Annotated in this window: 28 protein-coding genes; all 28 read left to right on the top strand. The window is 67.3% G+C overall.

The window, feature by feature from the left end; genetic code table 11:
- Nucleotides 1-482: 482 nt before the first annotated feature.
- The 28 genes from rpoB to rplO all read left to right on the top strand — a co-directional run bounded on the left by rpoB (nt 483) and on the right by rplO (nt 26,115).
- Nucleotides 483-3,950: a DNA-directed RNA polymerase subunit beta gene (rpoB, locus tag HNR10_RS11605; protein WP_179823074.1), complete on the top strand. Its 3,468-nt coding sequence runs from the start codon at nt 483-485 to the stop codon at nt 3,948-3,950.
- A gap of 34 nt (nt 3,951-3,984) precedes the next feature.
- Entirely contained in the window at nt 3,985-7,863 is a 3,879-nt protein-coding gene (locus HNR10_RS11600; protein WP_179823072.1) for a DNA-directed RNA polymerase subunit beta', read from the top strand.
- Between the two features lie 2,054 nt (nt 7,864-9,917).
- Complete coding sequence (locus HNR10_RS11595) at nt 9,918-11,171, top strand: hypothetical protein (protein ID WP_179823070.1); 1,254 nt, start codon at nt 9,918-9,920, stop codon at nt 11,169-11,171.
- A gap of 632 nt (nt 11,172-11,803) precedes the next feature.
- Nucleotides 11,804-12,175 (top strand): 30S ribosomal protein S12, encoded by a 372-nt coding sequence (gene rpsL / locus HNR10_RS11590; protein WP_014912437.1) that lies wholly within the window; start codon nt 11,804-11,806, stop codon nt 12,173-12,175.
- A 2-nt stretch (nt 12,176-12,177) separates the two neighbouring features.
- On the top strand, nt 12,178-12,648 hold the full coding sequence (gene rpsG / locus HNR10_RS11585) for a 30S ribosomal protein S7 (protein WP_053616293.1): 471 nt from the start codon (nt 12,178-12,180) through the stop codon (nt 12,646-12,648).
- Nucleotides 12,649-12,693: 45 nt separating this feature from the next.
- Nucleotides 12,694-14,808, top strand: a complete 2,115-nt coding sequence (gene fusA, locus HNR10_RS11580; protein WP_179823068.1) for an elongation factor G — start codon at nt 12,694-12,696, stop codon at nt 14,806-14,808.
- A gap of 78 nt (nt 14,809-14,886) precedes the next feature.
- The gene (gene tuf / locus HNR10_RS11575) at nt 14,887-16,080 is read left to right on the top strand and encodes an elongation factor Tu (protein WP_179823067.1); all 1,194 of its coding nucleotides are present in this window, start codon (nt 14,887-14,889) and stop codon (nt 16,078-16,080) included.
- 247 nt (nt 16,081-16,327) lie between these two features.
- Nucleotides 16,328-16,636, top strand: coding sequence for a 30S ribosomal protein S10 (gene rpsJ, locus HNR10_RS11570; protein WP_013156110.1), 309 nt, complete (start codon nt 16,328-16,330; stop codon nt 16,634-16,636).
- Between the two features lie 12 nt (nt 16,637-16,648).
- Entirely contained in the window at nt 16,649-17,299 is a 651-nt protein-coding gene (gene rplC / locus HNR10_RS11565) for a 50S ribosomal protein L3 (protein WP_179823065.1), read from the top strand.
- Nucleotides 17,300-17,302: 3 nt separating this feature from the next.
- A complete protein-coding gene (gene rplD, locus HNR10_RS11560) occupies nt 17,303-17,974 on the top strand; it encodes a 50S ribosomal protein L4 (protein WP_179823063.1) in 672 nt (223 codons plus the stop codon).
- Entirely contained in the window at nt 17,971-18,261 is a 291-nt protein-coding gene (gene rplW, locus HNR10_RS11555) for a 50S ribosomal protein L23 (protein WP_053616298.1), read from the top strand. The genes rplD and rplW overlap by 4 nt, the downstream gene beginning before the upstream one ends.
- Nucleotides 18,262-18,319: 58 nt before the next feature.
- Nucleotides 18,320-19,159, top strand: coding sequence for a 50S ribosomal protein L2 (gene rplB, locus HNR10_RS11550; protein WP_053616299.1), 840 nt, complete (start codon nt 18,320-18,322; stop codon nt 19,157-19,159).
- Nucleotides 19,160-19,171: 12 nt separating this feature from the next.
- A complete protein-coding gene (gene rpsS / locus HNR10_RS11545) occupies nt 19,172-19,450 on the top strand; it encodes a 30S ribosomal protein S19 (RefSeq protein ID WP_053616300.1) in 279 nt (92 codons plus the stop codon).
- Nucleotides 19,451-19,522: 72 nt separating this feature from the next.
- Nucleotides 19,523-19,891, top strand: coding sequence for a 50S ribosomal protein L22 (gene rplV / locus HNR10_RS11540; protein WP_179829677.1), 369 nt, complete (start codon nt 19,523-19,525; stop codon nt 19,889-19,891).
- Nucleotides 19,891-20,697, top strand: coding sequence for a 30S ribosomal protein S3 (gene rpsC / locus HNR10_RS11535; protein WP_179823061.1), 807 nt, complete (start codon nt 19,891-19,893; stop codon nt 20,695-20,697). Before rplV ends, rpsC begins: the two co-directional genes overlap by 1 nt.
- A 3-nt stretch (nt 20,698-20,700) precedes the next feature.
- Nucleotides 20,701-21,114 carry a 50S ribosomal protein L16 gene (gene rplP, locus HNR10_RS11530; RefSeq protein ID WP_053616302.1) on the top strand — a complete coding sequence of 138 codons (414 nt, stop codon included), beginning with the start codon at nt 20,701-20,703 and terminating at the stop codon, nt 21,112-21,114.
- Nucleotides 21,114-21,368 carry a 50S ribosomal protein L29 gene (gene rpmC, locus HNR10_RS11525; protein ID WP_053616303.1) on the top strand — a complete coding sequence of 85 codons (255 nt, stop codon included), beginning with the start codon at nt 21,114-21,116 and terminating at the stop codon, nt 21,366-21,368. Before rplP ends, rpmC begins: the two co-directional genes overlap by 1 nt.
- Nucleotides 21,365-21,637 carry a 30S ribosomal protein S17 gene (gene rpsQ, locus HNR10_RS11520; protein WP_053616304.1) on the top strand — a complete coding sequence of 91 codons (273 nt, stop codon included), beginning with the start codon at nt 21,365-21,367 and terminating at the stop codon, nt 21,635-21,637. Before rpmC ends, rpsQ begins: the two co-directional genes overlap by 4 nt.
- A 106-nt stretch (nt 21,638-21,743) precedes the next feature.
- Nucleotides 21,744-22,112: a 50S ribosomal protein L14 gene (rplN, locus tag HNR10_RS11515; protein WP_053616305.1), complete on the top strand. Its 369-nt coding sequence runs from the start codon at nt 21,744-21,746 to the stop codon at nt 22,110-22,112.
- Nucleotides 22,113-22,115: 3 nt separating this feature from the next.
- Nucleotides 22,116-22,421, top strand: a complete 306-nt coding sequence (gene rplX / locus HNR10_RS11510; RefSeq protein ID WP_053616306.1) for a 50S ribosomal protein L24 — start codon at nt 22,116-22,118, stop codon at nt 22,419-22,421.
- Nucleotides 22,421-22,996 (top strand): 50S ribosomal protein L5, encoded by a 576-nt coding sequence (gene rplE, locus HNR10_RS11505; protein ID WP_179823059.1) that lies wholly within the window; start codon nt 22,421-22,423, stop codon nt 22,994-22,996. Before rplX ends, rplE begins: the two co-directional genes overlap by 1 nt.
- A gap of 13 nt (nt 22,997-23,009) precedes the next feature.
- Nucleotides 23,010-23,195, top strand: coding sequence for a type Z 30S ribosomal protein S14 (locus HNR10_RS11500; protein ID WP_017573364.1), 186 nt, complete (start codon nt 23,010-23,012; stop codon nt 23,193-23,195).
- Between the two features lie 283 nt (nt 23,196-23,478).
- Entirely contained in the window at nt 23,479-23,877 is a 399-nt protein-coding gene (rpsH, locus tag HNR10_RS11495) for a 30S ribosomal protein S8 (RefSeq protein WP_053616308.1), read from the top strand.
- A 17-nt stretch (nt 23,878-23,894) separates the two neighbouring features.
- Entirely contained in the window at nt 23,895-24,431 is a 537-nt protein-coding gene (gene rplF / locus HNR10_RS11490) for a 50S ribosomal protein L6 (protein WP_179823057.1), read from the top strand.
- Between the two features lie 2 nt (nt 24,432-24,433).
- Complete coding sequence (rplR, locus tag HNR10_RS11485) at nt 24,434-24,814, top strand: 50S ribosomal protein L18 (protein WP_053616310.1); 381 nt, start codon at nt 24,434-24,436, stop codon at nt 24,812-24,814.
- A 49-nt stretch (nt 24,815-24,863) separates the two neighbouring features.
- Complete coding sequence (gene rpsE, locus HNR10_RS11480) at nt 24,864-25,466, top strand: 30S ribosomal protein S5 (RefSeq protein WP_053616311.1); 603 nt, start codon at nt 24,864-24,866, stop codon at nt 25,464-25,466.
- A gap of 2 nt (nt 25,467-25,468) precedes the next feature.
- The gene (rpmD, locus tag HNR10_RS11475) at nt 25,469-25,654 is read left to right on the top strand and encodes a 50S ribosomal protein L30 (RefSeq protein WP_179823056.1); all 186 of its coding nucleotides are present in this window, start codon (nt 25,469-25,471) and stop codon (nt 25,652-25,654) included.
- Nucleotides 25,651-26,115 (top strand): 50S ribosomal protein L15, encoded by a 465-nt coding sequence (rplO, locus tag HNR10_RS11470; protein ID WP_179823054.1) that lies wholly within the window; start codon nt 25,651-25,653, stop codon nt 26,113-26,115. The genes rpmD and rplO overlap by 4 nt, the downstream gene beginning before the upstream one ends.
- Nucleotides 26,116-26,334 lie beyond the last annotated feature (219 nt).

Genomic DNA, 26,334 nt, shown 5'->3' with positions numbered 1-26,334 from the left:
ACGCGGTAATCTCCCGTCTCGGGTTTCTTGACGGGCCCCGGGGAGAGTGTTTACCCGCTGGGGGCGGGGGAATCCTTCCGGGTGTCCGACGGCTCCCCGAACCCCCTGGGGGCCAGGGCAGGCGCGTTCGCTCAGCCATGGGGCCACAGGCTCCGGAGCGGGTCCGAATCCGCCCTCCGGCGAAGATCCGGAGGCCGGTGGGCTTGACGGATCGCCCTTCGCGGGCGATCCTGCCGGTGTCGTGAGTGGTGCTGTGAAGCGTGAGTGGACAGCGGTGTAGTGTTCGGCTACACTGCTCTTTTGCGCTGCCCTTTGGTGATCCCTGTGTCGGAGTACGGCTGCCGCCCATCCCGTTTCGTCTGGACACGGTAGGCCCGTTCCCGCTCGATGTGACCGTCTCAACCGCGTTGCGGCGGTCCTTCTCGTGACGGATCGTCTGGCGTGCGCGCTTCAACCGCCACAAGCCTTCGGAAGGACCCCTGTTGGCAGCCTCGCGCAACGCCTCCGCTGACGCCCTTGGTCCGCACCGCGTTTCTTTCGCCCGTATTCAGGAACCACTCGAGGTCCCGAACCTGCTTGCTCTGCAGACCGAGTCGTTCGACTGGCTGCTGGGCAACGACAAGTGGAAGACCCGGGTAGAGACGGCCCGAAACGCTGGCCGCAAGGACGTTCCGGAGCAGTCCGGCCTCGAAGAGATCTTCGAGGAGATCAGTCCTATCGAGGACTTCTCGGGCACGATGTCGCTGTCGTTCCGCGACCATCGGTTCGAGCCGCCCAAGTACTCCGAAGAGGAGTGCAAGGACAAGGACATGACCTACTCCGCCCCGATGTTCGTCACGGCGGAGTTCATCAACAACGACACCGGTGAGATCAAGAGCCAGACGGTGTTCATGGGCGACTTCCCGCTCATGACCGTCAAGGGCACCTTCATCATCAACGGCACCGAGCGCGTCGTCGTGTCCCAGCTGGTCCGCTCCCCGGGCGTGTACTTCGACAAGTCGCTCGACAAGACCTCGGACAAGGACCTCTTCGGCTGCAAGGTCATCCCGTCGCGGGGTGCCTGGCTGGAGTTCGAGGTCGACAAGCGGGACTTCGTCGGCGTCCGCATCGACCGCAAGCGCAAGCAGGGCGTCACCGTCCTGCTCAAGGCGCTGGGCTGGACGACCGACCAGATCCTGGAGCGCTTCGGCCAGTACGAGTCGATCCGCAACACCCTGGAGAAGGACCCGACCGCCGGTACCGACGACGCCCTGCTGGACATCTACCGCAAGCTGCGTCCGGGAGAGCCGCCCACGAAGGAGTCGGCCCAGGCGCTGTTGGAGAACCTGTACTTCAACCCCAAGCGCTACGACCTGGCGAAGGTCGGCCGCTACAAGATCAACAAGAAGCTCGGCCTCGACGCCGACTACACGCAGGGCACGCTGACCGAAGAGGACATCGTCGCCACGATCGACTACATCGTCCGCCTGCACGCGGGCGAGGTGGAGAAGGAGACCGTCCGCGGGCTCCGTCCGATCGAGACCGACGACATCGACCACTTCGGCAACCGCCGCCTGCGCACCGTCGGCGAGCTGATCCAGAACCAGGTCCGCCTGGGCCTGGCCCGCATGGAGCGCGTCGTGCGCGAGCGGATGACGACCCAGGACGTCGAGGCGATCACGCCGCAGACCCTGATCAACATCCGTCCCGTCGTCGCCTCCATCAAGGAGTTCTTCGGCACCTCGCAGCTGTCCCAGTTCATGGACCAGACCAACCCGCTCGCGGGTCTGACCCACAAGCGCCGCCTCTCGGCGCTGGGTCCGGGCGGTCTGTCCCGTGAGCGCGCCGGCTTCGAGGTCCGCGACGTGCACCCCTCGCACTACGGCCGCATGTGCCCGATCGAGACCCCTGAGGGCCCGAACATCGGTCTGATCGGCTCGCTCGCCGGGTACGGCCGCGTGAACTCGTTCGGTTTCGTGGAGACCCCCTACCGCAAGGTCGTCGACGGTCGCATCACCGACCAGGTCGACTACCTCACCGCGGACGAGGAGGACCTCTACGTCATCGCGCAGGCGAACACGCCGACCAACCCGGACGGCACCTTCGCCGAGTCCGGCGTGCTCGTCCGTCGTAAGGGCGGCGAGTTCGAGCAGGTCAGCACCGACGAGGTCGACTACATGGACGTGTCGCCGCGCCAGATGGTGTCGGTCGCCACCGCCATGATCCCGTTCCTGGAGCACGACGACGCCAACCGCGCGCTCATGGGTTCCAACATGCAGCGCCAGGCCGTGCCGCTGCTGCGCGCCGAGTCGCCCTTCGTCGGCACCGGCATGGAGTACCGCGCCGCCACCGACGCCGGTGAGGTCGTCCTCAACGAGAAGGCCGGTGTCGTCGAGGACGTCACCGCCGACTACGTCACCGTGATGGCCGACGACGGCACGCGCAAGACGTACCGCATGGGCAAGTTCCAGCGCTCCAACCAAGGCACCTGCTTCAACCAGCGCCCCATCGTCGCCGAGGGCATGCGGGTCGAGGCCAAGCAGGTCCTGGCCGACGGTCCGTCCACGGACCAGGGCGAGATGTCGCTGGGCAAGAACCTCCTCGTGGCGTACATGTCCTGGGAGGGCCACAACTACGAGGACGCGATCATCCTCTCCCAGCGCCTGGTGCAGGACGACGTCCTCTCCTCGATCCACATCGAGGAGCACGAGGTCGACGCCCGTGACACCAAGCTGGGCCCGGAGGAGATCACCCGCGAGATCCCCAACGTCAGCGAGGAGGTCCTGGCCGACCTCGACGACCGGGGCATCATCCGCATCGGCGCCGAGGTCGTCGACGGCGACATCCTCGTCGGCAAGGTCACGCCCAAGGGCGAGACCGAGCTGACCCCGGAGGAGCGCCTGCTGCGCGCCATCTTCGGTGAGAAGGCCCGCGAGGTCCGTGACACCTCCCTGAAGGTGCCGCACGGCGAGACCGGCAAGGTCATCGGTGTCCGCGTGTTCAGCCGCGAGGACGGCGACGAGCTGGCGCCCGGCGTCAACGAGATGGTCCGCGTCTACGTGGCCCAGAAGCGCAAGATCACCGACGGTGACAAGCTCGCCGGCCGTCACGGCAACAAGGGCGTCATCTCCAAGATCCTGCCGCAGGAGGACATGCCGTTCCTGGAGGACGGCACGCCCGTCGACATCATCCTCAACCCGCTGGGCGTGCCCGGCCGGATGAACGTCGGACAGGTGCTGGAGGTCCACCTGGGGTGGCTGGCCAAGAACGGCTGGTTGGTCGAGGGGGCCGAGGAGGCCTGGCAGAAGTCGCTGCACGAGATCGGCGCCGCCGAGGTCGAGCCGAACTCCCGCGTCGCCACGCCGGTGTTCGACGGCCTGCACGGCGACGAGCTGGCCGGCCTGATCCAGTCGGTGCGTCCCAACAAGGACGGCAACCGCCTCATCAACGAGGACGGCAAGGCGCTGCTGTTCGACGGCCGCACCGGTGAGCCGTTCGCCGAGCCGATCTCCGTCGGCTACAAGTACATCCTGAAGCTCCACCACCTCGTGGACGACAAGATCCACGCGCGCTCCACCGGCCCGTACTCCATGATCACCCAGCAGCCGCTGGGCGGTAAGGCGCAGTTCGGCGGTCAGCGCTTCGGTGAGATGGAGGTGTGGGCCCTCGAGGCGTACGGCGCCGCCTACGCCCTCCAGGAGCTGCTCACCATCAAGTCCGACGACGTGGTGGGCCGGGTCAAGGTCTACGAGGCCATCGTCAAGGGCGAGAACATCCCCGAGCCGGGCATCCCTGAGTCCTTCAAGGTGCTCATCAAGGAGATGCAGTCGCTCTGTCTGAACGTGGAGGTGCTGTCCAGTGACGGTATGTCCATCGAGATGCGGGACAGCGACGAGGACGTCTTCCGCGCCGCGGAAGAACTGGGAATCGACCTGGGTCGGCGCGAGCCGAGCAGTGTCGAAGAGGTCTAACTTCCGCATGTTTCGAGAGCAGGGGACGAATTAAGTGCTCGACGTCAACTTCTTCGACGAGCTGCGCATCGGCCTGGCCACGGCCGACGACATTCGCCAGTGGTCGCACGGCGAGGTCAAGAAGCCCGAGACCATCAACTACCGCACCCTGAAGCCCGAGAAGGACGGACTCTTCTGCGAGAAGATCTTCGGTCCGACCCGGGACTGGGAGTGCTACTGCGGCAAGTACAAGCGCGTCCGCTTCAAGGGCATCATCTGTGAGCGCTGCGGCGTCGAGGTGACCCGCGCCAAGGTGCGCCGTGAGCGGATGGGCCACATCGAGCTGGCCGCTCCCGTCACGCACATCTGGTACTTCAAGGGCGTGCCCTCCCGTCTGGGCTACCTGCTGGACCTGGCGCCGAAGGATCTCGAGAAGATCATCTACTTCGCCGCCTACATGGTCACGTGGGTGGACACCGACGCCCGTGAGCGCGACCTCCAGTCCCTGGAGGCGCGGATCTCGGTCGAGAAGCAGCACCTGGAGCAGCGCCGCGACTCCACCATCGAGGAGCGCCACCGCAAGCTGGAGGCCGACCTCGCCGAGCTGGAGGAGCAGGGCGCCAAGGGTGACGCGCGCCGCAAGGTGCGCGAGGGTGCCGAGCGTGAGATGCGCCAGCTGCGCGACCGCGCGCAGCGGGAGATCGACCGCCTCGACGAGGTGTGGAACCGCTTCAAGAACCTCAAGGTCCAGGACCTCGAGGGCGACGAGATGCTCTACCGCGAGATGCGGGACCGCTTCGGGAAGTACTTCCGCGGCGGCATGGGTGCTCAGGCCATCCAGGACCGGCTCGCCAACTTCGAGCTGGACACCGAGGCGGAGAAGCTCCGGGAGACCATCCGCACGGGCAAGGGCCAGAAGAAGGCCCGCGCCCTGAAGCGGCTCAAGGTCGTCTCGGCGTTCCTCAACACCACCAACAGCCCCATGGGCATGGTGCTCGACTGCATCCCGGTCATCCCGCCGGACCTGCGTCCGATGGTGCAGCTGGACGGTGGCCGCTTCGCGACCTCCGACCTCAACGACCTGTACCGCCGGGTGATCAACCGGAACAACCGCCTCAAGCGGCTGCTGGACCTCGGCGCGCCCGAGATCATCGTCAACAACGAGAAGCGGATGCTGCAGGAGGCCGTCGACGCGCTGTTCGACAACGGCCGCCGCGGCCGTCCGGTCACCGGACCGGGCAACCGTCCGCTCAAGTCGCTGTCCGACATGCTCAAGGGCAAGCAGGGCCGGTTCCGTCAGAACCTGCTCGGCAAGCGCGTCGACTACTCCGGCCGTTCGGTCATCGTCGTCGGCCCGCAGCTGAAGCTGCACCAGTGCGGTCTGCCCAAGCAGATGGCCCTGGAGCTCTTCAAGCCGTTCGTGATGAAGCGCCTGGTCGACCTGAACCACGCGCAGAACATCAAGAGCGCCAAGCGCATGGTGGAGCGGTCCCGTCCGGTCGTGTGGGACGTCCTCGAAGAGGTCATCACCGAGCACCCGGTGCTGCTCAACCGTGCTCCGACGCTGCACCGCCTGGGCATCCAGGCCTTCGAGCCGCAGCTGGTCGAGGGCAAGGCCATCCAGATCCACCCGCTCGTGTGCACGGCGTTCAACGCCGACTTCGACGGTGACCAGATGGCCGTGCACCTGCCGCTGTCCGCCGAGGCCCAGGCCGAGGCGCGGCTGCTGATGCTGGCCACGAACAACATCCTCAAGCCGTCCGACGGCAAGCCCGTGACCATGCCCACCCAGGACATGATCATCGGCCTGTACTACCTGACGACGGAGAAGCCCGGTGCCGCGGGCGAGGGGCGGGCCTTCCGCTCCCCGGCCGAGGCGATCATGGCCTACGACCTGGGCGCCCTGGACCTGCAGGCGAAGATCCGCCTGCGGATCGCCGACGGTGCCCCGGCGCCGAAGGACTGGACGCCGCCGGAGGGCTGGGAGCAGGGCGAGCCCTACACCCTGGAGACGACCCTGGGGCGGTACCTCTTCAACGAGGCCACCCCGGTCGACTACCCGTACGTCAACTTCCAGGTCGGCAAGAAGCAGGTCTCGACCCTGGTCAACGACCTGGCCGAGGGCTACCCCAAGGTGCAGGTCGCCACGACCCTGGACGCCCTCAAGGACGCCGGCTACCGCTGGGCCACCCGGTCCGGCCTGACCATCGGCATCGAGGACGTCGTCGCGCCGCCGCAGAAGGCCGAGATCCTCGCCGGATACGACCGCAAGGCCGACAAGATCCAGCGGGAGTTCGACCGCGGTCTCATCACCGACGACGAGCGCCGTCAGGAGCTCACCGAGGTGTGGACCCAGGCCACCGCCGAGGTCGCGCGGAACATGGAGGACAACTTCCCCGCCGACAACCCGGTGTGGATGATGGTCCAGTCCGGCGCCCGTGGTAACCCGATGCAGGTGCGTCAGATCGCCGGTATCCGTGGTCTGGTCTCCAACACCAAGGGTGAGACGATCCCGCGTCCGATCAAGTCCTCCTACCGTGAGGGCCTGTCCGTGCTGGAGTACTTCATCTCCACGCACGGTCAGCGCAAGGGTCTGGCCGACACCGCCCTGCGTACCGCCGACTCGGGTTACCTGACCCGTCGTCTGGTGGACGTCGCGCAGGACGTCATCGTCCGCGAGATCGACTGCGGCACCGACCGGTCGCTGTGGCACGAGGTCGGCGAGAAGAACGCCGCCGGAGTCGTGGTGCGCAAGCACAACGTCGAGAACACCGGTTTCGGCCGCACGCTGGCCGAGGACACCGTGGACGCCGACGGCAACCTGGTGCTGCCCGCGCTGAGCGACACCTCCGAGCAGAACATCGACAAGCTGGTGGCGGCCGGGCTGACCCGGGTGCGCATCCGCTCGTCGCTGACCTGTGAGGCGAAGATCGGTGTGTGCACCACCTGCTACGGCCGCTCCATGGCCACCGGCAAGCCGGTGGACGTCGGTGAGGCGATCGGCATCATCGCGGCCCAGTCCATCGGTGAGCCCGGTACCCAGCTGACCATGCGGACCTTCCACATGGGTGGTTCGGCCGGTCAGGACATCACCCACGGTCTGCCCCGTGTCCAGGAGCTCTTCGAGGCCCGCATCCCCAAGGGTGTGGCCCCGATCTCCGAGATGGAGGGCCGGATCCGGATCGACGACACCGAGAAGAGCCGTAAGATCGTCGTCATTCCCGACGACGGCACGGACGAGATCGCCTACCCGGTGCCGATGCGTGCCCAGCTGCTCGTCAGTGACGGCGACCACGTCACGGTCGGCCAGCAGCTGATCCAGGGTGCGATCAACCCGCACGAGGTTCTCCGTATCCAGGGCCCGCGCGCGGTGCAGCAGCACCTCGTGTCGGAGGTCCAGGAGGTGTACAAGTCGCAGGGTGTGTCCATCCACGACAAGCACATCGAGATCATCGTCCGCCAGATGCTCAAGCGGGTGAACATCCTGGAGTCGGGTGACACCGAGCTTCTGCCGGGTGAGATGGTGGAGCGGCCGAAGTTCGAGCGGATCAACCGCCGCGTCGTCTCCGAGGGCGGTCAGCCCGCGGCCGGACGTCCGGTCCTGCTCGGCATCACCAAGGCGTCGCTGGCCACGGAGTCGTGGCTGTCGGCGGCCTCCTTCCAGGAGACGACCCGGGTGCTCACCGAGAACGCGATCCACGGTAAGAGCGACCCGCTCCTGGGCCTCAAGGAGAACGTCATCATCGGTAAGCTCATCCCGGCCGGTACGGGCATCCCCCAGTACCGCAACATCCGGGTGGAGCCGACCGAGGAGGCGAAGGCTTCGATGTACTCGGTCTCCGGGTACGAGGAGCCGAGCGAGTACACCTTCGGGCAGGGCTCGGGCGAGGCCGTCCCGCTGGAGGAGTACGACTTCGGTCCCTACAACAGGTAAGAGCGATTGGCTGAACTGACGGCGGCGGTCAGCCACCCCCGGCTGGGGGTGGTGCCGCCGCCGTTCGTCGTGGTCGGTCCGCACACGGTGGTGTGGACGGGGAGAGGGCGCTGCGGCGCCGGCTGGAGAGCAGGCACACAGTGACTGATAACGGGGGCGGACGGGGCTCCGGTGCGGCGGATTCGTGGTTCAAGCCGACGGAGAACCGCTACCGCACGCAGTCCGAGTACCAGGACCCGCTCGAAGAGCAGAATGACGACGCGACGGTCTTCCCGGACAGCGGGGGCTACGCCGGGCTGAGCTCGTCGCGCCCGCCCATGGTGGAGCCGTACCCGGAGGCGCTCGGCGGCCCCCCGCCCGCGGCTCCGCCGTCGACGCACTCCATCTCCTACCCCGGTGCGAGCCAGGCGGCCTTCCAGCCCCTGACCCGGGTGCCGGGTGAGCACGACGAGGACCCGGCCCAGGACACGGGGGAGCGGGGGTTCCCCGGTGTCGCCGCGAGCGCCCAGGTGCCGCTGCCGCCGGAGGAGTCGGGTTCGACGGGCGACGAGGTGTGGGGGCGCGACTCCTGGGCCCGGCCCGAGGAGGAACCCGGCGCCGAGAGCGCCGCGCCGGGCGGGGACGGAGCCCCGTGGGGCGCTTCGGATCCGTCGGCGGACACAGACTTCTCGTGGGACGCGCCGGAGGGCGCGCCCGCGAATCCGGCCCGGGGAACCGACGACGGTTCGCCCTGGGCCGCCCCGAACGAGCCCCAGGATGGCGCTCCCGGTGCGGATGCCCCGTGGGGTGCCCCGGGGGCCCCGGCGGCGGGAGAGTCGCCGTGGGACACGCCCGTGGGCGCGGACCCGAGCCTGGACGGCCCCGCCGCTTCCGACGCGGCCGCATGGAGCCCGAGTGCGGTTCGCGACGCTGACGCCCCGTGGGGTGCTCCGGGGGCGGATGCGGCTCCTGGTGCGGATGCGCCGTGGGGTGCTCCGGACGGCTCGACCCTGAACGTGGATGCCGGCGGTTCTGGTCTGGACGCGGGTGCGCGTGAGCGGGGTCGGTCGGACGATGCCGGCGCTTGGAGCCCGGAGCGGTCCGCGGACGATGCCCCGTGGGGTGCGTCGACCGAGGCCGCGGGGGACTGGAGCCCGAGTGCGGCTCGGGACGCTGACGCCCCGTGGGGTGCTCCGGGGGCGGATGCGGCTCCTGGTGCGGACTCGCAGTGGGGCGGAGCTGACCAGTCGGGCGTCTCCGACTCCTTGTGGGGCGCACCCATCGGTGCTGACCCGAGCCTGGACGGCCCTGCCGGTTCTGACGCGGGTGCGTGGAGCCCGAACCCGTCCCGCGACGCCGATGCCCCGTGGGGTGCTCCGGGGACGGATGCGGCCCCTGGTGCGGACTCGCAGTGGGGCGGAGCCGACCAGTCGGGCGTCTCCGAGTCCCCGTGGGGTGCTCCGGACGGCTCGACTCTGAACATGGACGCCGCTGGTTCCGGTCTGGACGCGGGTGCGCGTGAGCGGGGTCGGTCGGACGATGCCGACGCGTGGAGCCCGGCTTCCTCCGGGGACGATGCCCCGTGGGCTGCTCCGGGGGCGGACGGTGCTCGTGGTGCGGACGCGCCGTGGGGTCCGCCGGACGACTCGTCCGGCTCCGGCCTGGACACGGGTTCGCGTGGCCCCGTGGACGAAACCCCGTGGGGTGCGTCTATGGGTGCTGACCCGAGCCTGGACGGCCCCGCCGACTCCGATGCGGCCGCGTGGAACCCGGCCGGCCCGGCGGACGGTGCCCCGTGGAGTACGTCGACCGAGGCCGGGGGGGACTGGGGCGCTCCGGGGGCGGATGCGAACCCTGGTGCGGATGCGCCGTGGGGCGCTCCGGACGACTCGACCCTGAACATGGATTCCGCCGGTTCCGGTCTGGACGCGGGATCGCGCGGCCCGGGTCCGCTGGACGACTCCGGCGAGTGGAGCCCGAACCCGTCCCGCGACGCCGATGCCCCTTGGGGTGCGCCTATGGGTGCCGACCCCAGTCTGGACGGTCCTGACACGGGTGCCCCGTGGGGTGCGCCGGTGGGCGCCGACCCGAGCCTGGACGGTCCGGTCTCGCCCGAGGCCGGGTGGGACCAGGACCGGTCCCCGGGCGACGACGCGTGGAACCCGGCGCAGCCGGAGCACACGGACGGATGGACCCCGGTCCCCGCGGGCGACGACCTCCGTGGCGGGCGGGACTGGGACCACGACGAACTCGGCTCGCGGAGCTGGGGGGACGAGCGCCGGTCGGACCTGCGGGACGAGGGCACGGAGGGCCTGGAGTCCTGGGCCCCCGCACGGGAGGGCGAGGACGCCTGGGCGCCGTCGGCCGATCCCGAGCCCTGGACCGGCGACCAGTACGCCGACGAACTCTCGTCCGAAGCACCGGCCCCCGGCCCGGCCGCCAGCGGCAACACCTGGGCCTTCGACCGGGACGACCTGCGGCTGCCCGACGTCGTGCGCGAGGCCGAGCAGCGCCGCCGCGAGGCGGCGACCGGTCCGGAGTACCAGGACTGGGGCGGTGAGCCCGAGGCCCCGGCCGACCCGCTGGCCGCCATCGCCGACATGCAGTCGAGGGCCCCGGAGCCGGGCGCGCACGGGTACGACGAGCCGGCGGCCCGGTACGACGAGGGCGCGACGCAGATGTTCGACGCTCCCGCGTACGACGCCCCCGGCTATGGCGACGCGGGCTACGACGGCCCCGAGTACGACGATCCCGACTACGACGCTCCCCGCCACGGCGAACCGGTCTACGACGGTCCGCGGGACGGCGGCGCGACGCAGATGTTCGACGCCTACGCCGAGGACGACCGGGACGGGTACGACGAGCCCGTGGCGCAGGGGACACCGTCGGACGTGGCGCCGCAGGACTGGCAGGAGGAGTCCGAGTACGACGACGGCTTCACTCCCGCGGACTACGGCATGCCCGCGCGGTCCGAGCCGAGGAAGCGCCGCAAGGACCCGATCGCCGACGACTTCCCCGGATTCGGCGACCGCCCCCTCGGGGGCGAGGCCGGCGACGCCTACCCGGGCTACGACAGCATCGAGTACCTCGCGGACACCGAGCGGGGGGCGATGCTCACCCTGTGGCTGGGCCTCGCCTCGTTGCTGCCCGGCATCGGTCTGGTCACGGCCGTGCTCGCGCTGTTCGTCACCGGCCCCAAGGCCAAGCGCGCGATCCGCGGGTCGCACGGCCAGCTCGACGGCCTCGGCCTCATCACCACCGGAACCGTGTTCGCGGTGGTGGGCATCCTGGCGACCGTGGTCTCCGTTCTGGTGTTCTTCCTGCTCTAGGTCCGTACGAGGGTCCGTGTCCATGGGGTCCCGCCCCCACGGACACGGACCCTCGTCGTCCGCCCGGTCCCATGACCTCCGTCACGGCGCCTCCCGCGCCGGTCGGGGCGCCTTTCGCCGGATCTCCTACGGTGCGGTGCCTGTGCCCTCGCGGGGGGTCCCCGCGGCAGTGACGCAACGCATACCAGTGCGAATCCGGGCGGGCCGGGCCGCCGCTCCGCGAAAACCACGGACGAAAGCAGTCACGAAGCGCGTAGACTAGGGGTGACCCACGGCTGAGCGAGGACTGCTTTCGCGGTTCTCGCCCTGTCGCACACCGTTTTGACCGCGTAGTCGGCAGGCGGTAGCCTGTGTGATTGTGCCCGTGAGTCGACGGGTCATCACGTATGTGTGCGGCACCCTTCGTTCCTCGGGAGTGGCTTCAGGCCTTCCCGGGTAGGCACAGGGCGCGCCGCGTGCGTGAACCCCCTCCCGTAAATCGGCCTCCGGCCGGGTGTCATCGGCTTTGCCGTGCTTGGGAACAAGCGCGACACGCCCGACATCGGGGGTCGGGGAGGTTCGGGAAATCCAGCAGGTCAATAGCGATATCGGCTAAGAGAACCGGCGTAGGTCACGAGGAAGACGGAGACGCGGTGCCCACCATCCAGCAGCTGGTCCGCAAGGGCCGACAGGACAAGGTCGCAAAGAACAAGACCCCGGCGCTGAAGGGGAGTCCGCAGCGTCGTGGTGTGTGCACGCGTGTCTACACCACTACGCCGAAGAAGCCGAACTCCGCTCTGCGCAAGGTCGCTCGTGTGAAGCTCAGCAGCGGCATCGAGGTCACGGCCTACATCCCCGGCATCGGTCACAACCTGCAGGAGCACTCCATCGTGCTCGTGCGCGGTGGCCGAGTGAAGGACCTGCCGGGTGTCCGTTACCGGATCGTCCGCGGTTCGCTCGACACCCAGGGCGTCCGAGGCCGCAAGCAGGCACGTAGCCACTACGGCGCCAAGAAGGAGAAGTAAGCATGCCGCGCAAGGGACCGGCGCCGAAGCGCCAGCTCATCACAGACCCGGTCTACGGCTCGCCGCTCGTCACCGCACTCATCAACAAGGTGCTGCTCGACGGCAAGCGCTCCATCGCCCAGAGCGTCGTCTACGACGCCCTGGAGGGTGCTCGCGAGAAGACCGGACAGGACCCGCTCGTTGTTCTCAAGCGCGCCCTGGACAACGTCAAGCCCGCGCTCGAGGTCCGCAGCCGCCGTGTCGGTGGCGCGACCTACCAGGTGCCGGTCGAGGTTCGCGCCTCCCGTTCCACCACGCTGGCTCTGCGTTGGCTGGTCGACTACTCGCGCAAGCGTCGTGAGAAGACCATGACCGAGCGTCTGATGAACGAGCTGGTCGACGCCAGCAACGGTCTCGGCGCGGCCGTCAAGAAGCGTGAAGACACGCACAAGATGGCCGAGTCGAACAAGGCCTTCGCCCACTACCGCTGGTAACCCCGCGGCGATTCGATTCCTTGAGACCTAGGGAAGACGAGCCTCATGGCTGCTAAGACTGAGCTTGACCTGGCCAAGGTCCGCAACATCGGGATCATGGCCCACATCGACGCGGGCAAGACCACGACCACCGAGCGGATCCTCTACTACACCGGTGTGACCCACAAGGTGGGCGAGGTCCACGATGGCGCCGCCACGATGGACTGGATGAAGGAGGAGCAGGAGCGGGGTATCACCATTACCTCGGCTGCTACCACCACCCACTGGGACGACCACACCATCAACATCATCGACACGCCCGGCCACGTCGATTTCACGATCGAGGTCGAGCGCTCGCTGCGTGTTCTGGACGGTGCCGTCGCGGTGTTCGACGCCAAGGAAGGCGTCGAGCCCCAGTCCGAGCAGGTCTGGCGCCAGGCTGACCGGTACGGCGTTCCGCGTATCTGTTTCGTCAACAAGATGGACAAGATCGGCGCGGAGTTCCAGCGCTGCGTCGACATGTTCCGTGAGCGCCTCGGCGCGAACGCGATGCCGATCCAGCTCCCCATCGGTGCTGAGAGCGACTTCAAGGGCGTGATCGACCTCGTCCGGATGGTCGCCTACATCTGGAACGACGAGGCCGCGCTCGGCGAGATGTACGACACCGTCGACATCCCCGAGACCCACGTGGAAGCCGCCCGCGAGGCGCGCGACCAGTTCATCGAGACGCTGGCCGAGGCCGACGACGAGATCATGGAGCTGTACCTGGAGGGCCAGGAGCCCACCCTGGAGCAGCTCGTTCCGGCGATCCGCCGCGCGTGCATCGCCGGCACCGCGATCCCGATCGTCTGCGGCACGGCGTTCAAGAACAAGGGCGTCCAGCCCCTGCTCGACGCGGTCACCGCCTACCTTCCCTCGCCCCTGGACGTCGAGTCCGTCGAAGGTCACGACCCCAAGGACGAGACCGAGCAGACGAAGCTGGTCCGCAAGCCCAGCAACGCCGAGCCGATGTCCGCGCTGATCTTCAAGATCATGAGCGACCCCCACCTGGGCAAGCTCACCTACGTGCGGATCTACTCCGGTGTCCTCAAGACCGGCACCCAGGTGCTGAACAGTCTCAAGGGCCGCAAGGAGCGCATCGGCAAGATCTACCGCATGCACTCGAACAAGCGTGAGGAGATCGCCGAGGCGGGCGCCGGCGACATCGTCGCGGTCATGGGTCTCAAGGACACCACGACCGGTGAGACGCTGTGCGACGCGTCCCAGCCGATCGTCCTGGAGTCCATGACGTTCCCGGCTCCGGTCATCGAGGTGGCCATCGAGCCCAAGACCAAGAGCGACCAGGAGAAGCTGGGCATCGCGATCCAGCGCCTGGCGGACGAGGACCCCTCGTTCCAGGTGGCCTCGGACGAGCAGACCGGACAGACCGTGATCTCCGGCATGGGTGAACTGCACCTCGAGGTGCTGGTCAACCGCATGCGCGACGAGTTCAAGGTCGAGGCGAACATCGGTAAGCCCCAGGTGGCCTACCGCGAGACCATTCGCAAGAAGGTCGAAGGCTACGTCTACACCCACAAGAAGCAGACCGGTGGGTCGGGCCAGTTCGCCAAGGTCAAGATCGACCTGGAGCCGCTCGAGACCGAGGAAGGCGACGCCTCGGGCTACGAGTTCGTCAACGCCGTCACCGGTGGCCGTATCCCGCGGGAGTACATCCCGTCGGTGGACGCCGGAGCCCAGGAGGCCGCGGAGCTGGGTGTGCTCGCGCACTACCCGCTCGTCGGCATCAAGGTGACGCTGCAGGACGGCCAGTACCACGAGGTCGACTCCTCCGAGATGGCCTTCAAGACCGCCGGCTCGATGGCCTTCAAGGAGGCCGTCAAGCTCGCGAAGCCGACTCTGCTGGAGCCGGTCATGGCGGTCGAGGTCACCACCCCTGAGGAGTACATGGGTGACGTCATCGGCGACCTGAACTCCCGCCGTGGACAGATCCAGTCCATGGACGAGCGTTCCGGCGTCCGGGTCGTCAAGGCCCAGGTGCCCCTCTCCGAAATGTTCGGCTACGTGGGTGACCTGCGCAGCCGTACGCAGGGTCGAGCCAACTACTCGATGGTGTTCGACTCCTACGCGGAGGTTCCGTCCGCTGTCGCCCAAGAAATTGTGGCGAAGGTTCGCGGCGAGTAGTCGCGAACACGTAACCAGTCCTGTTCTGCCCACGCGGGGCAGGACACCAGATAGCTCTGTACGTCTAGGAGACATCCAGTGGCGAAGGAAAAGTTCGAGCGGACTAAGCCGCACGTCAACATCGGCACCATCGGTCACATTGACCACGGCAAGACCACGCTGACCGCGGCCATCACCAAGGTGCTGCACGACGCGTACCCGGAGCTGAACCCGTTCACCCCGTTCGAGGACATCGACAACGCTCCTGAGGAGCGCGAGCGCGGTATCACCATCTCCGTCGCCCACGTCGAGTACCAGACCGAGGCGCGTCACTACGCCCACGTCGACTGCCCCGGTCACGCCGACTACGTGAAGAACATGATCACGGGTGCGGCGCAGATGGACGGCGCCATCCTGGTCGTCGCCGCGACCGACGGTCCGATGCCGCAGACCAAGGAGCACGTCCTCCTGGCCCGCCAGGTCGGCGTCCCCGCCATCGTCGTCGCCCTGAACAAGGCCGACATGGTGGACGACGAGGAGATCTTCGAGCTCGTCGAGCTCGAGGTCCGCGAGCTGCTCAGCGAGTACGAGTTCCCCGGTGACGACGTTCCGGTCACCAAGGTCTCCGCGCTCAAGGCCCTCGAGGGCGACGCCGAGTGGGGCCAGAAGGTGCTCGAGCTCATGGGCACCGTCGACAGCTTCATCCCGGAGCCCGAGCGGGACACCGAGAAGCCCTTCCTCATGCCGATCGAGGACGTGTTCTCGATCACCGGTCGCGGCACCGTCGTCACCGGCCGCATCGAGCGCGGTATCGTCAACGTCAACGAGACCGTTGACATCGTCGGTATCAAGGAAGACAAGCAGACCACCACCGTCACCGGTGTTGAGATGTTCCGCAAGCTGCTCGACCAGGGCCAGGCCGGTGACAACGTCGGTCTGCTCCTGCGCGGCATCAAGCGCGAGGACGTCGAGCGCGGCCAGGTCGTCATCAAGCCCGGCACGACCACCCCGCACACCGAGTTCGAGGGCCAGGTCGTCATCCTGTCCAAGGACGAGGGTGGCCGGCACACGCCGTTCTTCAACAACTACCGCCCCCAGTTCTACTTCCGCACCACGGACGTCACCGGCGTCGTGACGCTGCCGGAGGGCACTGAGATGGTCATGCCCGGTGACAACACCGAGATGTCCGTCCAGCTGATCCAGCCGGTCGCGATGGAAGAGGGTCTGAAGTTCGCCATCCGCGAGGGTGGCCGGACCGTGGGCGCCGGTCGCGTCACGAAGATCATCAAGTAGTACGCAAGCCGGGGTGGCTTCCTCATGGAGCCGCCCCGGCGTGGTGGGCGGGCCGTGTCCCGCACGGCCCGCCCCCACACACTCAAGACGTCATCGGGCTCTGTGACGGTGACGCACCGCAGGGGCAAGCCCTGTTGCGGTTTCTCAAGGAAATAGGGGCTCACGGCACACGGCGGATTCCGTCGGGCCTGGGGCGTCTGTGACCGGACACCGTTACGGACACTGAAGCGAAGGACGAACAGGCCATATGGCGGGACAGAAGATCCGCATTCGGCTAAAGGCCTATGACCACGAGGTCATCGACAGCTCGGCGCGCAAGATCGTTGAGACTGTGACGCGAACTGGCGCACAGGTCGCGGGCCCGGTGCCGCTGCCGACGGAGAAGAACGTTTACTGCGTCATCCGATCGCCGCACAAGTACAAGGACTCGCGCGAGCACTTCGAGATGCGCACCCACAAGCGGCTGATCGACATCATCGACCCCACGCCGAAGACAGTCGACTCGCTCATGCGACTCGACCTCCCGGCCGGCGTTGACATCGAGATCAAGCTTTAAGGACGCACAGACATGGCCACCAAGCAGATCAAGGGAGTTCTGGGCGAGAAGCTCGGCATGACCCAGGTCTTCGACGACGCGGGCAAGATGGTGCCCGTGACGGTTCTGAAGGCCGGTCCGTGCGTCGTCAGCCGCATCCGGACTCCCGACACCGACGGATACTCCGCTGTCCAGATCGGTTACGGGCAGATCAACCCGCGCAAGGTCAACAAGCCGCTCGGCGACTACCTGCGCAAGAACGAGTTGACCCCGCGCCGCCACTACGTCGAGGTCCGCACGACCGACGCCACCGAGTACACGCTCGGCCAGGAGGTCACCGCGGACAGCTTCGAGATCGGCGAGAAGGTCGACGTCACGGGCAAGAGCAAGGGCAAGGGCTTCGCCGGTGTGATGAAGCGCCACGGTTTCCGTGGTCTCTCCGCCACGCACGGCACGCAGCGCAAGCACCGCTCGCCCGGTTCCATCGGCGGCTGCGCCACACCCGGCCGCGTTTTCAAGGGCATGCGGATGGCCGGGCGCATGGGCAACGTGCGCAAGACCATCCAGAACCTGACCGTGCACTCCGTCGACGCGGAGAAGGGCCTCATCCTGGTCAAGGGTGCTGTGCCCGGTCCCAACGGCGGTCTGGTGCTTGTCCGTACCGCTGTGAAGGGGGACAAGTAAGCCATGGCCCAGATCGAGGTCAAGAACCCCGAGGGCGGCGCCAAGGGCAGCGTCGAGCTGCCGGAGAGCGTCTTCGCCCAGAAGGTCAGCATCCCGCTGATCCATCAGGTCGTGAACGGTCAGATGGCCGCCGGCCGCCAGGGCACGCACGCCACCAAGACCCGCGGTGAAGTCCGCGGCGGTGGCAAGAAGCCCTACCGCCAGAAGGGCACCGGCCGGGCCCGTCAGGGCTCGATCCGCGCCCCGCAGTACACCGGTGGTGGAACCGTTCACGGTCCCCAGCCGCGTGACTACAGCCAGCGGACCCCGAAGAAGATGAAGGCCGCCGCCCTGCGCGGAGCCCTCACCGACCGGGCCAACCACGGCCGCATCCACGTCGTCAGCCACTTCGTGGCCGAGGACGCGGTCGGCAAGCTCACGCAGACCGCTCTGAAGGCGCTGCGTCAGGTGACCGAGTCCGACAAGGTCCTGGTCGTCCTGGCCCGCGAGGACGAGCACAACCGGCGCGCCCTGCGCAACCTCGGCGAGGTGCACATCCTCGACGCGGACCAGGTGAACACCTACGACGTCCTGTACTCGGACGACGTGGTCTTCACCGAGGCGGGCTACGCCGAGTTCCTGGCCCACGCGGCCGGCACCTCCAAGGCCGCTGAGTCCGAGGAGGACGACCAGTGAGGATCGCTGACCACCGCGACATCATCGTCGAGCCGGTGATCTCCGAGAAGAGCTACGGGCTCATGGACTCGAACAAGTACACGTTCATCGTCCGCCCCGACGCCAACAAGACGCAGATCAAGATCGCCATCGAGAAGATCTTCGAAGTGAAGGTCACCTCGGTGAACACGATCAACCGCAAGGGCAAGCGCAAGCGCACCCGCTTCGGTTACGGGAAGCGTCCCGACACCAAGCGCGCGATCGTCAGCGTCGCCGAAGGCGACCGGATCGACATCTTCGGTGTCTGACCTTTCTCGGGTCTGACCGCTACACACCAAGCAATACGTAAAGGAATGCGCGAAGAAGATGGGCATTCGTAAGTACAAGCCGACGACGCCGGGTCGTCGCGGTTCGAGCGTGAGCGACTTCGTCGAGATCACGCGCTCCGAGCCGGAGAAGTCCCTGGTGCGTCCGCTCCACTCCAAGGGTGGGCGAAACGGCCACGGTCGGATCACCGCCCGCCACCAGGGTGGCGGCCACAAGCGCGCCTACCGCGTGATCGACTTCCGTCGTCACGACAAGGACGGCGTTCCGGCCAAGGTCGCTCACATCGAGTACGACCCCAACCGCACCGCTCGCATCGCCCTGCTGCACTACGTGGACGGTGAGAAGCGCTACATTCTGGCGCCCGCCGGCCTCAAGCAGGGGGACCGGGTCGAGAACGGCCCGCAGTCCGACATCAAGCCGGGCAACTGCCTCCCGCTGCGCAACATCCCCACGGGTACGTTCGTGCACGCGGTCGAGCTGAAGCCGGGCGGCGGCGCCAAGCTGGGCCGTTCCGCCGGGTCCCAGATCCAGCTGCTCGCCAAGGAGGGCCGGTACGCCACGCTGCGTATGCCCTCCGGCGAGATGCGCATGGTGGAGATCACCTGCCGCGCGACCGTTGGACAGGTCGGCAACGCCGAGCAGTCCAACATCAACTGGGGCAAGGCCGGCCGCTCGCGGTGGAAGGGCAAGCGCCCGACCGTCCGCGGTGTGGTCATGAACCCGGTCGACCACCCGCACGGTGGTGGTGAGGGCAAGACCTCCGGTGGTCGCCACCCGGTCAGCCCCTGGGGCAAGAAGGAAGGCCGGACCCGGACCAAGGGCAAGGCCAGCGACAAGCTGATCGTGCGGCGTCGGCGTAGCGGTAAGAAGAAGCGGTAAGGAGCACGTCTGATGCCACGTAGCCTTAAGAAGGGTCCCTTCGTCGACGACCACCTCATCAAGAAGGTGGAAGTCCAGAACGAGAAGGGGACCAAGAACGTCATCAAGACGTGGTCCCGGCGGTCCATGATCGTCCCGGAGATGATCGGTCACACGATCGCCGTCCACGATGGCCGCAAGCACGTCCCCGTGTTCGTGTCCGAGTCGATGGTCGGCCACAAGCTCGGCGAGTTCGCTCCCACGCGTACTTTCCGTAGCCACGTCAAGGAAGACCGCCGTAGCCGCCGTTAGCGGTTGCAGCAGGAGTAAGAACCATTTCTCCACGGTGAGTGGGGATGAATTTCCGTGAGCGAGGGAAAAGCGATGGGAACGAGGGCACAGGCACGGTTCGTCCGTGTTACGCCCCGGAAGGCCCGCCGGGTGGTGGACCTTATTCGCGGGTTGCCCGCTGACGAGGCACAGGCGGTGCTCCGGTTCGCGCCCCAGTCGGCGAGCGAGCCTGTTGGCAAGGTACTGGCCAGTGCTATCGCCAACGCTGAGCACAATGACAAGCTGGACCGCGAGACGCTGGTGGTCGAGGGCGCGTGGGTGGACGAAGGTCCGACCCTCAAGCGCATTCGTCCGCGAGGCTTCGGCCGCGCTTTCCGGGTGACCAAGCGCACCAGCCACATCACTGTGGTGGTCGCTGAGAACTCGGGCGCCTCGTCCAAGACGAAGGAAAGGACCCGATAGTGGGGCAGAAGGTAAACCCGCACGGGTTCCGCCTCGGCATCACCACCGACTTCAAGAGTCGGTGGTACGCGGACAAGTCCTACAAGGACTATGTCAAGGAAGACGTGGCGATCCGTCGGATGCTGACCCGTGGCATGGAGCGCGCGGGCATCTCCAAGGTCGAGATCGAGCGCACCCGTGACCGTGTTCGCGTGGACGTCTACACCGCCCGGCCGGGCATCGTCATCGGCCGCCGCGGCGTGGAGGCCGACCGCATCCGGACGGATCTCGAGAAGCTGACCGGCAAGCAGGTCCAGCTGAACGTCTTCGAGGTGAAGAACCCCGAGATCGACGCGCAGCTCGTCGCCCAGGGCGTCGCCGAGCAGCTGAGCAGCCGCGTGGCGTTCCGCCGCGCGATGCGCAAGGCGATGCAGACCGCGATGAAGAGCGGTGCCAAGGGCATCCGTATCCAGTGCGGTGGACGCCTGGGCGGGGCTGAGATGTCCCGCTCGGAGTTCTACCGCGAGGGCCGGGTCCCGCTGCACACGCTGCGCGCCGACATCGACTACGGCTTCTTCGAGGCCCGTACGACGTTCGGTCGCATCGGCGTGAAGGTGTGGATCTACAAGGGTGACGCTCCCGCGACCCGCGCCGAGCGCGAGGCGGCCCAGGCCGCCCAGCGTTCCGCCGGCGGTGGCGGTGGCGGCGGCCAGCGTCGCGAGCGCCCGCAGCGGCGTCGTCGCGGCGGTGCCGCTCCCGGTGGCGCCCAGCAGCAGGGAGCCGAGGCCAAGGCCCCGGCCGAGTCCGCGAAGACCGAGGGGAGCTGAGCCGTGCTTATTCCTCGTAAGGTCAAGTACCGCAAGCAGCACCACCCGGACCTGCGCGGCAAGGCCAAGGGCGGCACGTCGGTCAACTTCGGCGAGTTCGGCATCCAGGCTCTGGAGTCGGCCTACGTCACCAACCGGCAGATCGAGTCCGCTCGTATCGCCATGACCCGGCACATCAAGCGTGGCGGCAAGGTGTGGATCAACATCTTCCCGGACCGCCCGCTGACCAAGAAGCCGGCCGAGGTCCGCATGGGTTCCGGTAAGGGCTCGCCCGAGTGGTGGGTCGCCCCGGTCAAGCCCGGCCGTGTGATGTTCGAGCTGTCGGGCGTGCCCGAGGCCGTGGCGAAGGAAGCCATGCGCCGTGCGATGCACAAGCTCCCGATGAAGTGCAAGTTTGTTAAGCGGGAGGGGGAGTGATGGCGAAGTCCGTGACTGCCCAGGAGCTGCGTGACCAGTCCGTCGAGGACCTGGTCGCCAAGCTCAAGGAAGCGAAGACCGAGCTCTTCAACCTCCGCTTCCAGGCCGCCACAGGCCAGCTCGACAACCACAGCCGGCTGCGTACCGTCAAGCGAGAGATCGCGCGGATCTACACGATCCTCCGGGAGCACGAGCTGGGCATCGTCCCGCTGTCTGGTGAGTCGGCTGAGGAGACGAAGGAAGCAGCCGAATGAGTGAGAACCAGACCGCGACCCGCAACTACCGCAAGGTGCGCGAGGGCTACGTCGTCAGCGACAAGATGGACAAGACCGTCGTCGTCGAGGTCGAAGACCGCATCAAGCACGCCATGTACGGCAAGGTCATCCGTCGGACGACCAAGTACAAGGCGCACGACGAGGCGAACTCCTGTGGCGTCGGTGACCGGGTCCGTTTGATGGAGACCCGGCCGCTTTCCGCGACGAAGCGTTGGCGCGTCGTGGAGATCCTGGAGAAGGCTAAGTAACCCCAGCCTGTGGTGGCGGCCGGCACACGTTGTCGGCCGCCGCCGCGAGGGGTGAGACCACCTAGCCGTGCGGCAGTGGACCGCACGCATCACATCAGGAGCAGACGTGATTCAGCAGGAGTCGCGACTCAAGGTCGCCGACAACACGGGTGCCAGGGAGATCCTGACCATCCGTGTACTCGGTGGCTCGGGTCGGCGCTACGCCGGGATCGGCGACACGATCGTCGCCACGGTGAAGGACGCCCAGCCTGGCGCTGCAGTCAAGAAGGGCGACGTCGTCAAGGCCGTTGTCGTGCGCACCGTCAAGGAGCGCCGCCGGCCCGACGGCTCCTACATCCGCTTCGATGAGAACGCTGCCGTGCTCATCAAGGACGGTGGGGACCCGCGAGGCACCCGCATCTTCGGCCCGGTGGGCCGTGAGCTGCGTGACAAGAAGTACATGCGCATTATTTCGCTGGCGCCGGAGGTGCTGTAGGCGATGAAGATCAAATCTGGCGACGAGGTCATCGTCATCGCCGGCAAGGACAAGGGTGCCACCGGCAAGGTCGTCAAGGCCCTGCCGAAGGAAGACCGTGTCGTCGTCGAGGGCGTCAACCTGGTCAAGAAGCACAGGAAGGCCAACCCGGCGGGCGGCCAGCAGGGCGAGGTCGTCACCAAGGAGGCCCCCATCCACGTGAGCAACGTTGCGCTCGCGGAGGACGGCAAGGCGTCCCGGGTGGGCTACCGCTTCGAGGAAGACGGAACCAAGGTTCGGGTCTCCCGCCGCACCGGTAAGGACATCTGATGACGGTTACCAACGACATCACGGCCCCTCCGATGCCGAGGCTGAAGGAGAAGTACCGTAACGAGATCGTCGCTGCTCTCAAGGAAGAGCACGACATCGCCAACATCATGCAGGTCCCCGGTCTGACGAAGATCGTGGTCAACATGGGTGTCGGCGAGGCCGCTCGTGACGCGAAGCTGATCCAGGGCGCGATCGCCGACCTGTCGGCGATCACCGGGCAGAAGCCGAAGATCAACCGTGCCAAGAACTCCATCGCGCAGTTCAAGCTGCGCGAGGGCCAGCCGATCGGCGCCAGCGCCACGCTGCGCGGCGACCGGATGTGGGAGTTCCTGGACCGGCTGCTCTCGCTCGCCCTGCCCCGGATCCGGGACTTCCGTGGACTCTCCCCGAAGCAGTTCGACGGGAACGGGAACTACACCTTCGGTCTGACCGAGCAGGTCATGTTCCATGAGGTGGACCCGGACAAGGTCGACCGGCAGCGTGGGATGGACATCACGGTTGTCACCACGGCCACGACCGATGACCAGGGCCGCAGCCTGCTCAAGCGGCTCGGTTTCCCGTTCAAGGAAGCCTGAGGGGTAAGCACACATGGCTAAGAAGTCCCTGATCGCGAAGGCGCAGCGGAAGCCGAAGTTCGGCGTTCGTGCGTATACTCGATGCTCTCGGTGCGGCCGTCCGCGCGCCGTCTTCCGGAAGTTCGGCCTGTGCCGTATCTGCTTCCGCGAGATGGCGCACCGCGGCGAGCTGCCCGGTATCACCAAGTCGAGCTGGTAGTTTCCGGCGGGGCCGACCGTGCGCTCCTCCCCCTGGGAGGGCTCCACGAGGTCGGCCCCCCGAAGCGCCTCTGCTTGGTCGCTTCAATGCAGTGACGGTGACCGCACCAGGCGGTCACGGTCCGGCAACATCCAACCATCAGGGCACGGTAGTCCCGCGAGGGACCGCGGTGCCCACGACCGCGCCGTAGGTCCGTTTGTGCACCTCCAGGGGAGACCCGCAGGAGGGCAGGCTCTGGGAAAGCCCGCACTCGGAAACCGCGGTGAGGAAGGGCCAATCGGCCATGACGATGACCGACCCGATCGCAGACATGCTGACTCGTCTGCGCAACGCGAACTCGGCTTACCACGACACCGTGACGATGCCGTTTTCCAAGATCAAGGCGCACATCGCCGAGATCCTCCAGCAGGAGGGCTTCATTCAGGGCTGGCGGACCGAGGAGGCCCCCGTGGGCAAGAGCCTCGTCCTCGAACTGAAGTACGGCCCCACCCGTGAGCGTTCGATCGCGGGCATCCGCCGGGTCTCCAAGCCCGGTCTGCGGGTGTACGCCAAGAAGGAGAACCTGCCGCGGGTGCTGGGTGGCCTCGGTGTGGCGATCATTTCGACGTCCGGTGGCCTGATGACGAACAAGCAGGCCAAGAAGCGTGGCGTTGGCGGCGAAGTTCTCGCCTACGTCTGGTAACAGGGAGAGATTGAAGCATGTCGCGAATCGGTCGACTGCCGATCTCGGCCCCCAAGGGCGTCGAAGTCACGATTAACGGGCAAGACGTCACTGTCAAGGGGCCGAAAGGCGAACTGAAGCACACCGTCGCCGAGCCGATCACCGTCTCCAAGGACGGAGAGATCATCTCGGTGGCGCGTCCCGACGACAAGCCGGAGAACCGCTCGCTGCACGGTCTGACCCGTGCGCTGCTCGCGAACCTCATCGAGGGCGTCTCCAAGGGCTACGCCAAGACGCTGGAGATCCACGGCGTGGGTTACCGCGTCCAGGCCCGAGGCGCCAACCTGGAGTTCTCGCTGGGCTACAGCCACCCCGTGGTGATCGAGCCTCCGGAGGGCATCAGCTTCCGCGTTGAGAAGCCGACGATCCTCCACGTCGAGGGCATCGACAAGCAGCTGGTGGGCCAGGTGGCCGCGAACATCCGCGGGCTGCGCAAGCCTGACCCGTACAAGGCCAAGGGCGTGCGGTACAAGGGTGAGCACATCCGCCGCAAGGCCGGAAAGGCTGGTAAGTAGGCATGGGTATCACCGTGAGCCGCAAGCGGACCGCCAAGCGCGCCACCTCCCGTGCGCGTCGCCAGTTCCGCGTCCGCAAGCGGATCCAGGGCACCGCCGAGCGTCCCCGCCTGGCCGTGTTCCGCTCCTCCAAGCACATCGTCGTCCAGGTCATCGACGACTCCCGGGGCCACACGCTGGCCGCGGCCTCCACCGTTGAGGCCGACGTGCGCGGCGTGGACGGCACCAAGTCGGACAAGTCCGTCAAGGTCGGCCAGCTCATCGCCCAGCGTGCCAAGGACGCCGGCGTCTCCGCGGTCGTGTTCGACCGCGGAGGCTTCCAGTACTCCGGCCGTATTGCCAAGCTCGCCGACGCGGCGCGCGAGGGCGGACTGGAGTTCTAGGGATGACCTTCGTACTGGACAAGATCAACCACGAGAAGAGGAACCACTGATGGCTGCAGCACCGCGGCGCGGCGCCGGTGGCGAGCGGCGTGATCGCCGTGACGATCGCCGCGGCGGCGCCGCAGACAAGGGTGTCTCCTACATCGAGAAGGTCGTGACCATCAACCGGGTCGCGAAGGTCGTCAAGGGCGGCCGTCGCTTCTCCTTCACCGCTCTCGTCGTCGTCGGTGACGGCAACGGCATGGTCGGTGTCGGTTACGGCAAGGCCAAGGAGGTCCCGGCCGCGATCGCCAAGGGTGTCGAGGAGGCGAAGAAGAACTTCTTCCGCGTCCCCCGCATCCAGGGCACGATCGTGCACCAGGTCCAGGGCGAGGACGCCGCTGGCGTCGTCATGCTCCGTCCGGCCGCTCCGGGTACCGGTGTGATCGCCGGCGGCCCCGTGCGCGCCGTCCTTGAGTGCGCCGGCATCCACGACGTGCTGAGCAAGTCGCTCGGCTCGTCCAACCCGCTGAACATCGTGCACGCCACGGTCGCGGCTCTCAAGGGCATCAACCAGCCCGAGGAGATCGCCGCCCGTCGTGGCCTGCCGATCGAGGACGTCGCCCCGGCCGCCATGCTCCGTGCTCGCGCTGAGGCGAAGGCAGGAGCCTGACCATGGCCAAGCTCAAGATCACGCAGACCCGCTCCAAGATCGGCGGCAAGGAGAAGCAGCACGCTGCCCTCCAGACCCTCGGTCTGGGCCGGATCGGCAAGTCCACCGTCCGTGAGGACCGCCCCGAGGTTCGTGGACAGATCACGATCGTCTCGCACCTCGTGTCCGTCGAGGAGGTTGCCGAATGAGCGACTACAACCCCGACGAGCTGCTCAAGCTGCACCACCTGCGGCCCGCTCCGGGCGCCAACAAGTCCAAGGTCCGCAAGGGCCGTGGCGAGGCGTCCAAGGGCAAGACCGCCGGTCGCGGCACCAAGGGCACGAAGGCTCGTAACACCGTGCGTCCCGGTTTCGAGGGCGGGCAGATGCCCCTCATCCGCCGGGTGCCGAAGCTCAAGGGCTTCAGCAACGCGCGCTTCAAGAAGAACTACCAGGTCGTGAACCTGGACCGGCTCAGCGAGCTGTACCCCGAGGGTGGCGAGGTCACCGTCGAGGGCCTGGTCGCCAAGGGCGCCGTTCGCAAGAACGAGCTCGTCAAGGTGCTGGGCACCGGTGAGATCACCGTCGCCGTGCAGGTGAGCGCGAACGCGTTCTCCGCCACGGCGAAGGAGAAGATCGCCGCCGCCGGTGGCTCCGTCACCGAGCTGTAGGGGATCATCCACGCGATGAGCGACTGGGGGCGTCCGCCCGGTGGGTCCGAGAACGACCAGCCGGCGGGCGCCCTCGCGCGTTGTGAGCAATGATCGTTATCGCTCACATACGCACGACCGGCGTGATGGCTGTTACAGTGCCATCTGTTTGGGCTCCCCGCTTGACGTAATGTGAAAACTTCCGAGCACTGGGCCACGGGCTCAGTGCTGACGTTCTAC

It is taken from the genome of Nocardiopsis aegyptia (assembly GCF_013410755.1).
Classification (GTDB): domain Bacteria; phylum Actinomycetota; class Actinomycetes; order Streptosporangiales; family Streptosporangiaceae; genus Nocardiopsis; species Nocardiopsis aegyptia.
This window is presented reverse-complemented; position numbering and strand designations above follow the sequence as displayed.

Excerpts from the sequence above, each read along its gene's own strand:
- rplF (WP_179823057.1), top strand. The coding sequence starts at position 23,895 with ATGTCGCGAATCGGTCGACTGCCGATCTCGGCCCCCAAGGGCGTCGAA.
- rplD (WP_179823063.1), top strand. The coding sequence starts at position 17,303 with ATGGCCCAGATCGAGGTCAAGAACCCCGAGGGCGGCGCCAAGGGCAGC.
- rpsH (WP_053616308.1), top strand. The coding sequence starts at position 23,479 with ATGACGATGACCGACCCGATCGCAGACATGCTGACTCGTCTGCGCAAC.
- rpmC (WP_053616303.1), top strand. The coding sequence starts at position 21,114 with ATGGCGAAGTCCGTGACTGCCCAGGAGCTGCGTGACCAGTCCGTCGAG.
- rplX (WP_053616306.1), top strand. The coding sequence starts at position 22,116 with ATGAAGATCAAATCTGGCGACGAGGTCATCGTCATCGCCGGCAAGGAC.
- rplR (WP_053616310.1), top strand. The coding sequence starts at position 24,434 with ATGGGTATCACCGTGAGCCGCAAGCGGACCGCCAAGCGCGCCACCTCC.
- rplE (WP_179823059.1), top strand. The coding sequence starts at position 22,421 with ATGACGGTTACCAACGACATCACGGCCCCTCCGATGCCGAGGCTGAAG.
- rpsJ (WP_013156110.1), top strand. The coding sequence starts at position 16,328 with ATGGCGGGACAGAAGATCCGCATTCGGCTAAAGGCCTATGACCACGAG.
- rpsS (WP_053616300.1), top strand. The coding sequence starts at position 19,172 with ATGCCACGTAGCCTTAAGAAGGGTCCCTTCGTCGACGACCACCTCATC.
- HNR10_RS11500 (WP_017573364.1), top strand. The coding sequence starts at position 23,010 with ATGGCTAAGAAGTCCCTGATCGCGAAGGCGCAGCGGAAGCCGAAGTTC.
- rplV (WP_179829677.1), top strand. The coding sequence starts at position 19,523 with ATGGGAACGAGGGCACAGGCACGGTTCGTCCGTGTTACGCCCCGGAAG.
- rplB (WP_053616299.1), top strand. The coding sequence starts at position 18,320 with ATGGGCATTCGTAAGTACAAGCCGACGACGCCGGGTCGTCGCGGTTCG.
- rpsE (WP_053616311.1), top strand. The coding sequence starts at position 24,864 with ATGGCTGCAGCACCGCGGCGCGGCGCCGGTGGCGAGCGGCGTGATCGC.
- rpsQ (WP_053616304.1), top strand. The coding sequence starts at position 21,365 with ATGAGTGAGAACCAGACCGCGACCCGCAACTACCGCAAGGTGCGCGAG.
- rplC (WP_179823065.1), top strand. The coding sequence starts at position 16,649 with ATGGCCACCAAGCAGATCAAGGGAGTTCTGGGCGAGAAGCTCGGCATG.
- fusA (WP_179823068.1), top strand. The coding sequence starts at position 12,694 with ATGGCTGCTAAGACTGAGCTTGACCTGGCCAAGGTCCGCAACATCGGG.
- rpsG (WP_053616293.1), top strand. The coding sequence starts at position 12,178 with ATGCCGCGCAAGGGACCGGCGCCGAAGCGCCAGCTCATCACAGACCCG.
- rplO (WP_179823054.1), top strand. The coding sequence starts at position 25,651 with ATGAGCGACTACAACCCCGACGAGCTGCTCAAGCTGCACCACCTGCGG.
- rpmD (WP_179823056.1), top strand. The coding sequence starts at position 25,469 with ATGGCCAAGCTCAAGATCACGCAGACCCGCTCCAAGATCGGCGGCAAG.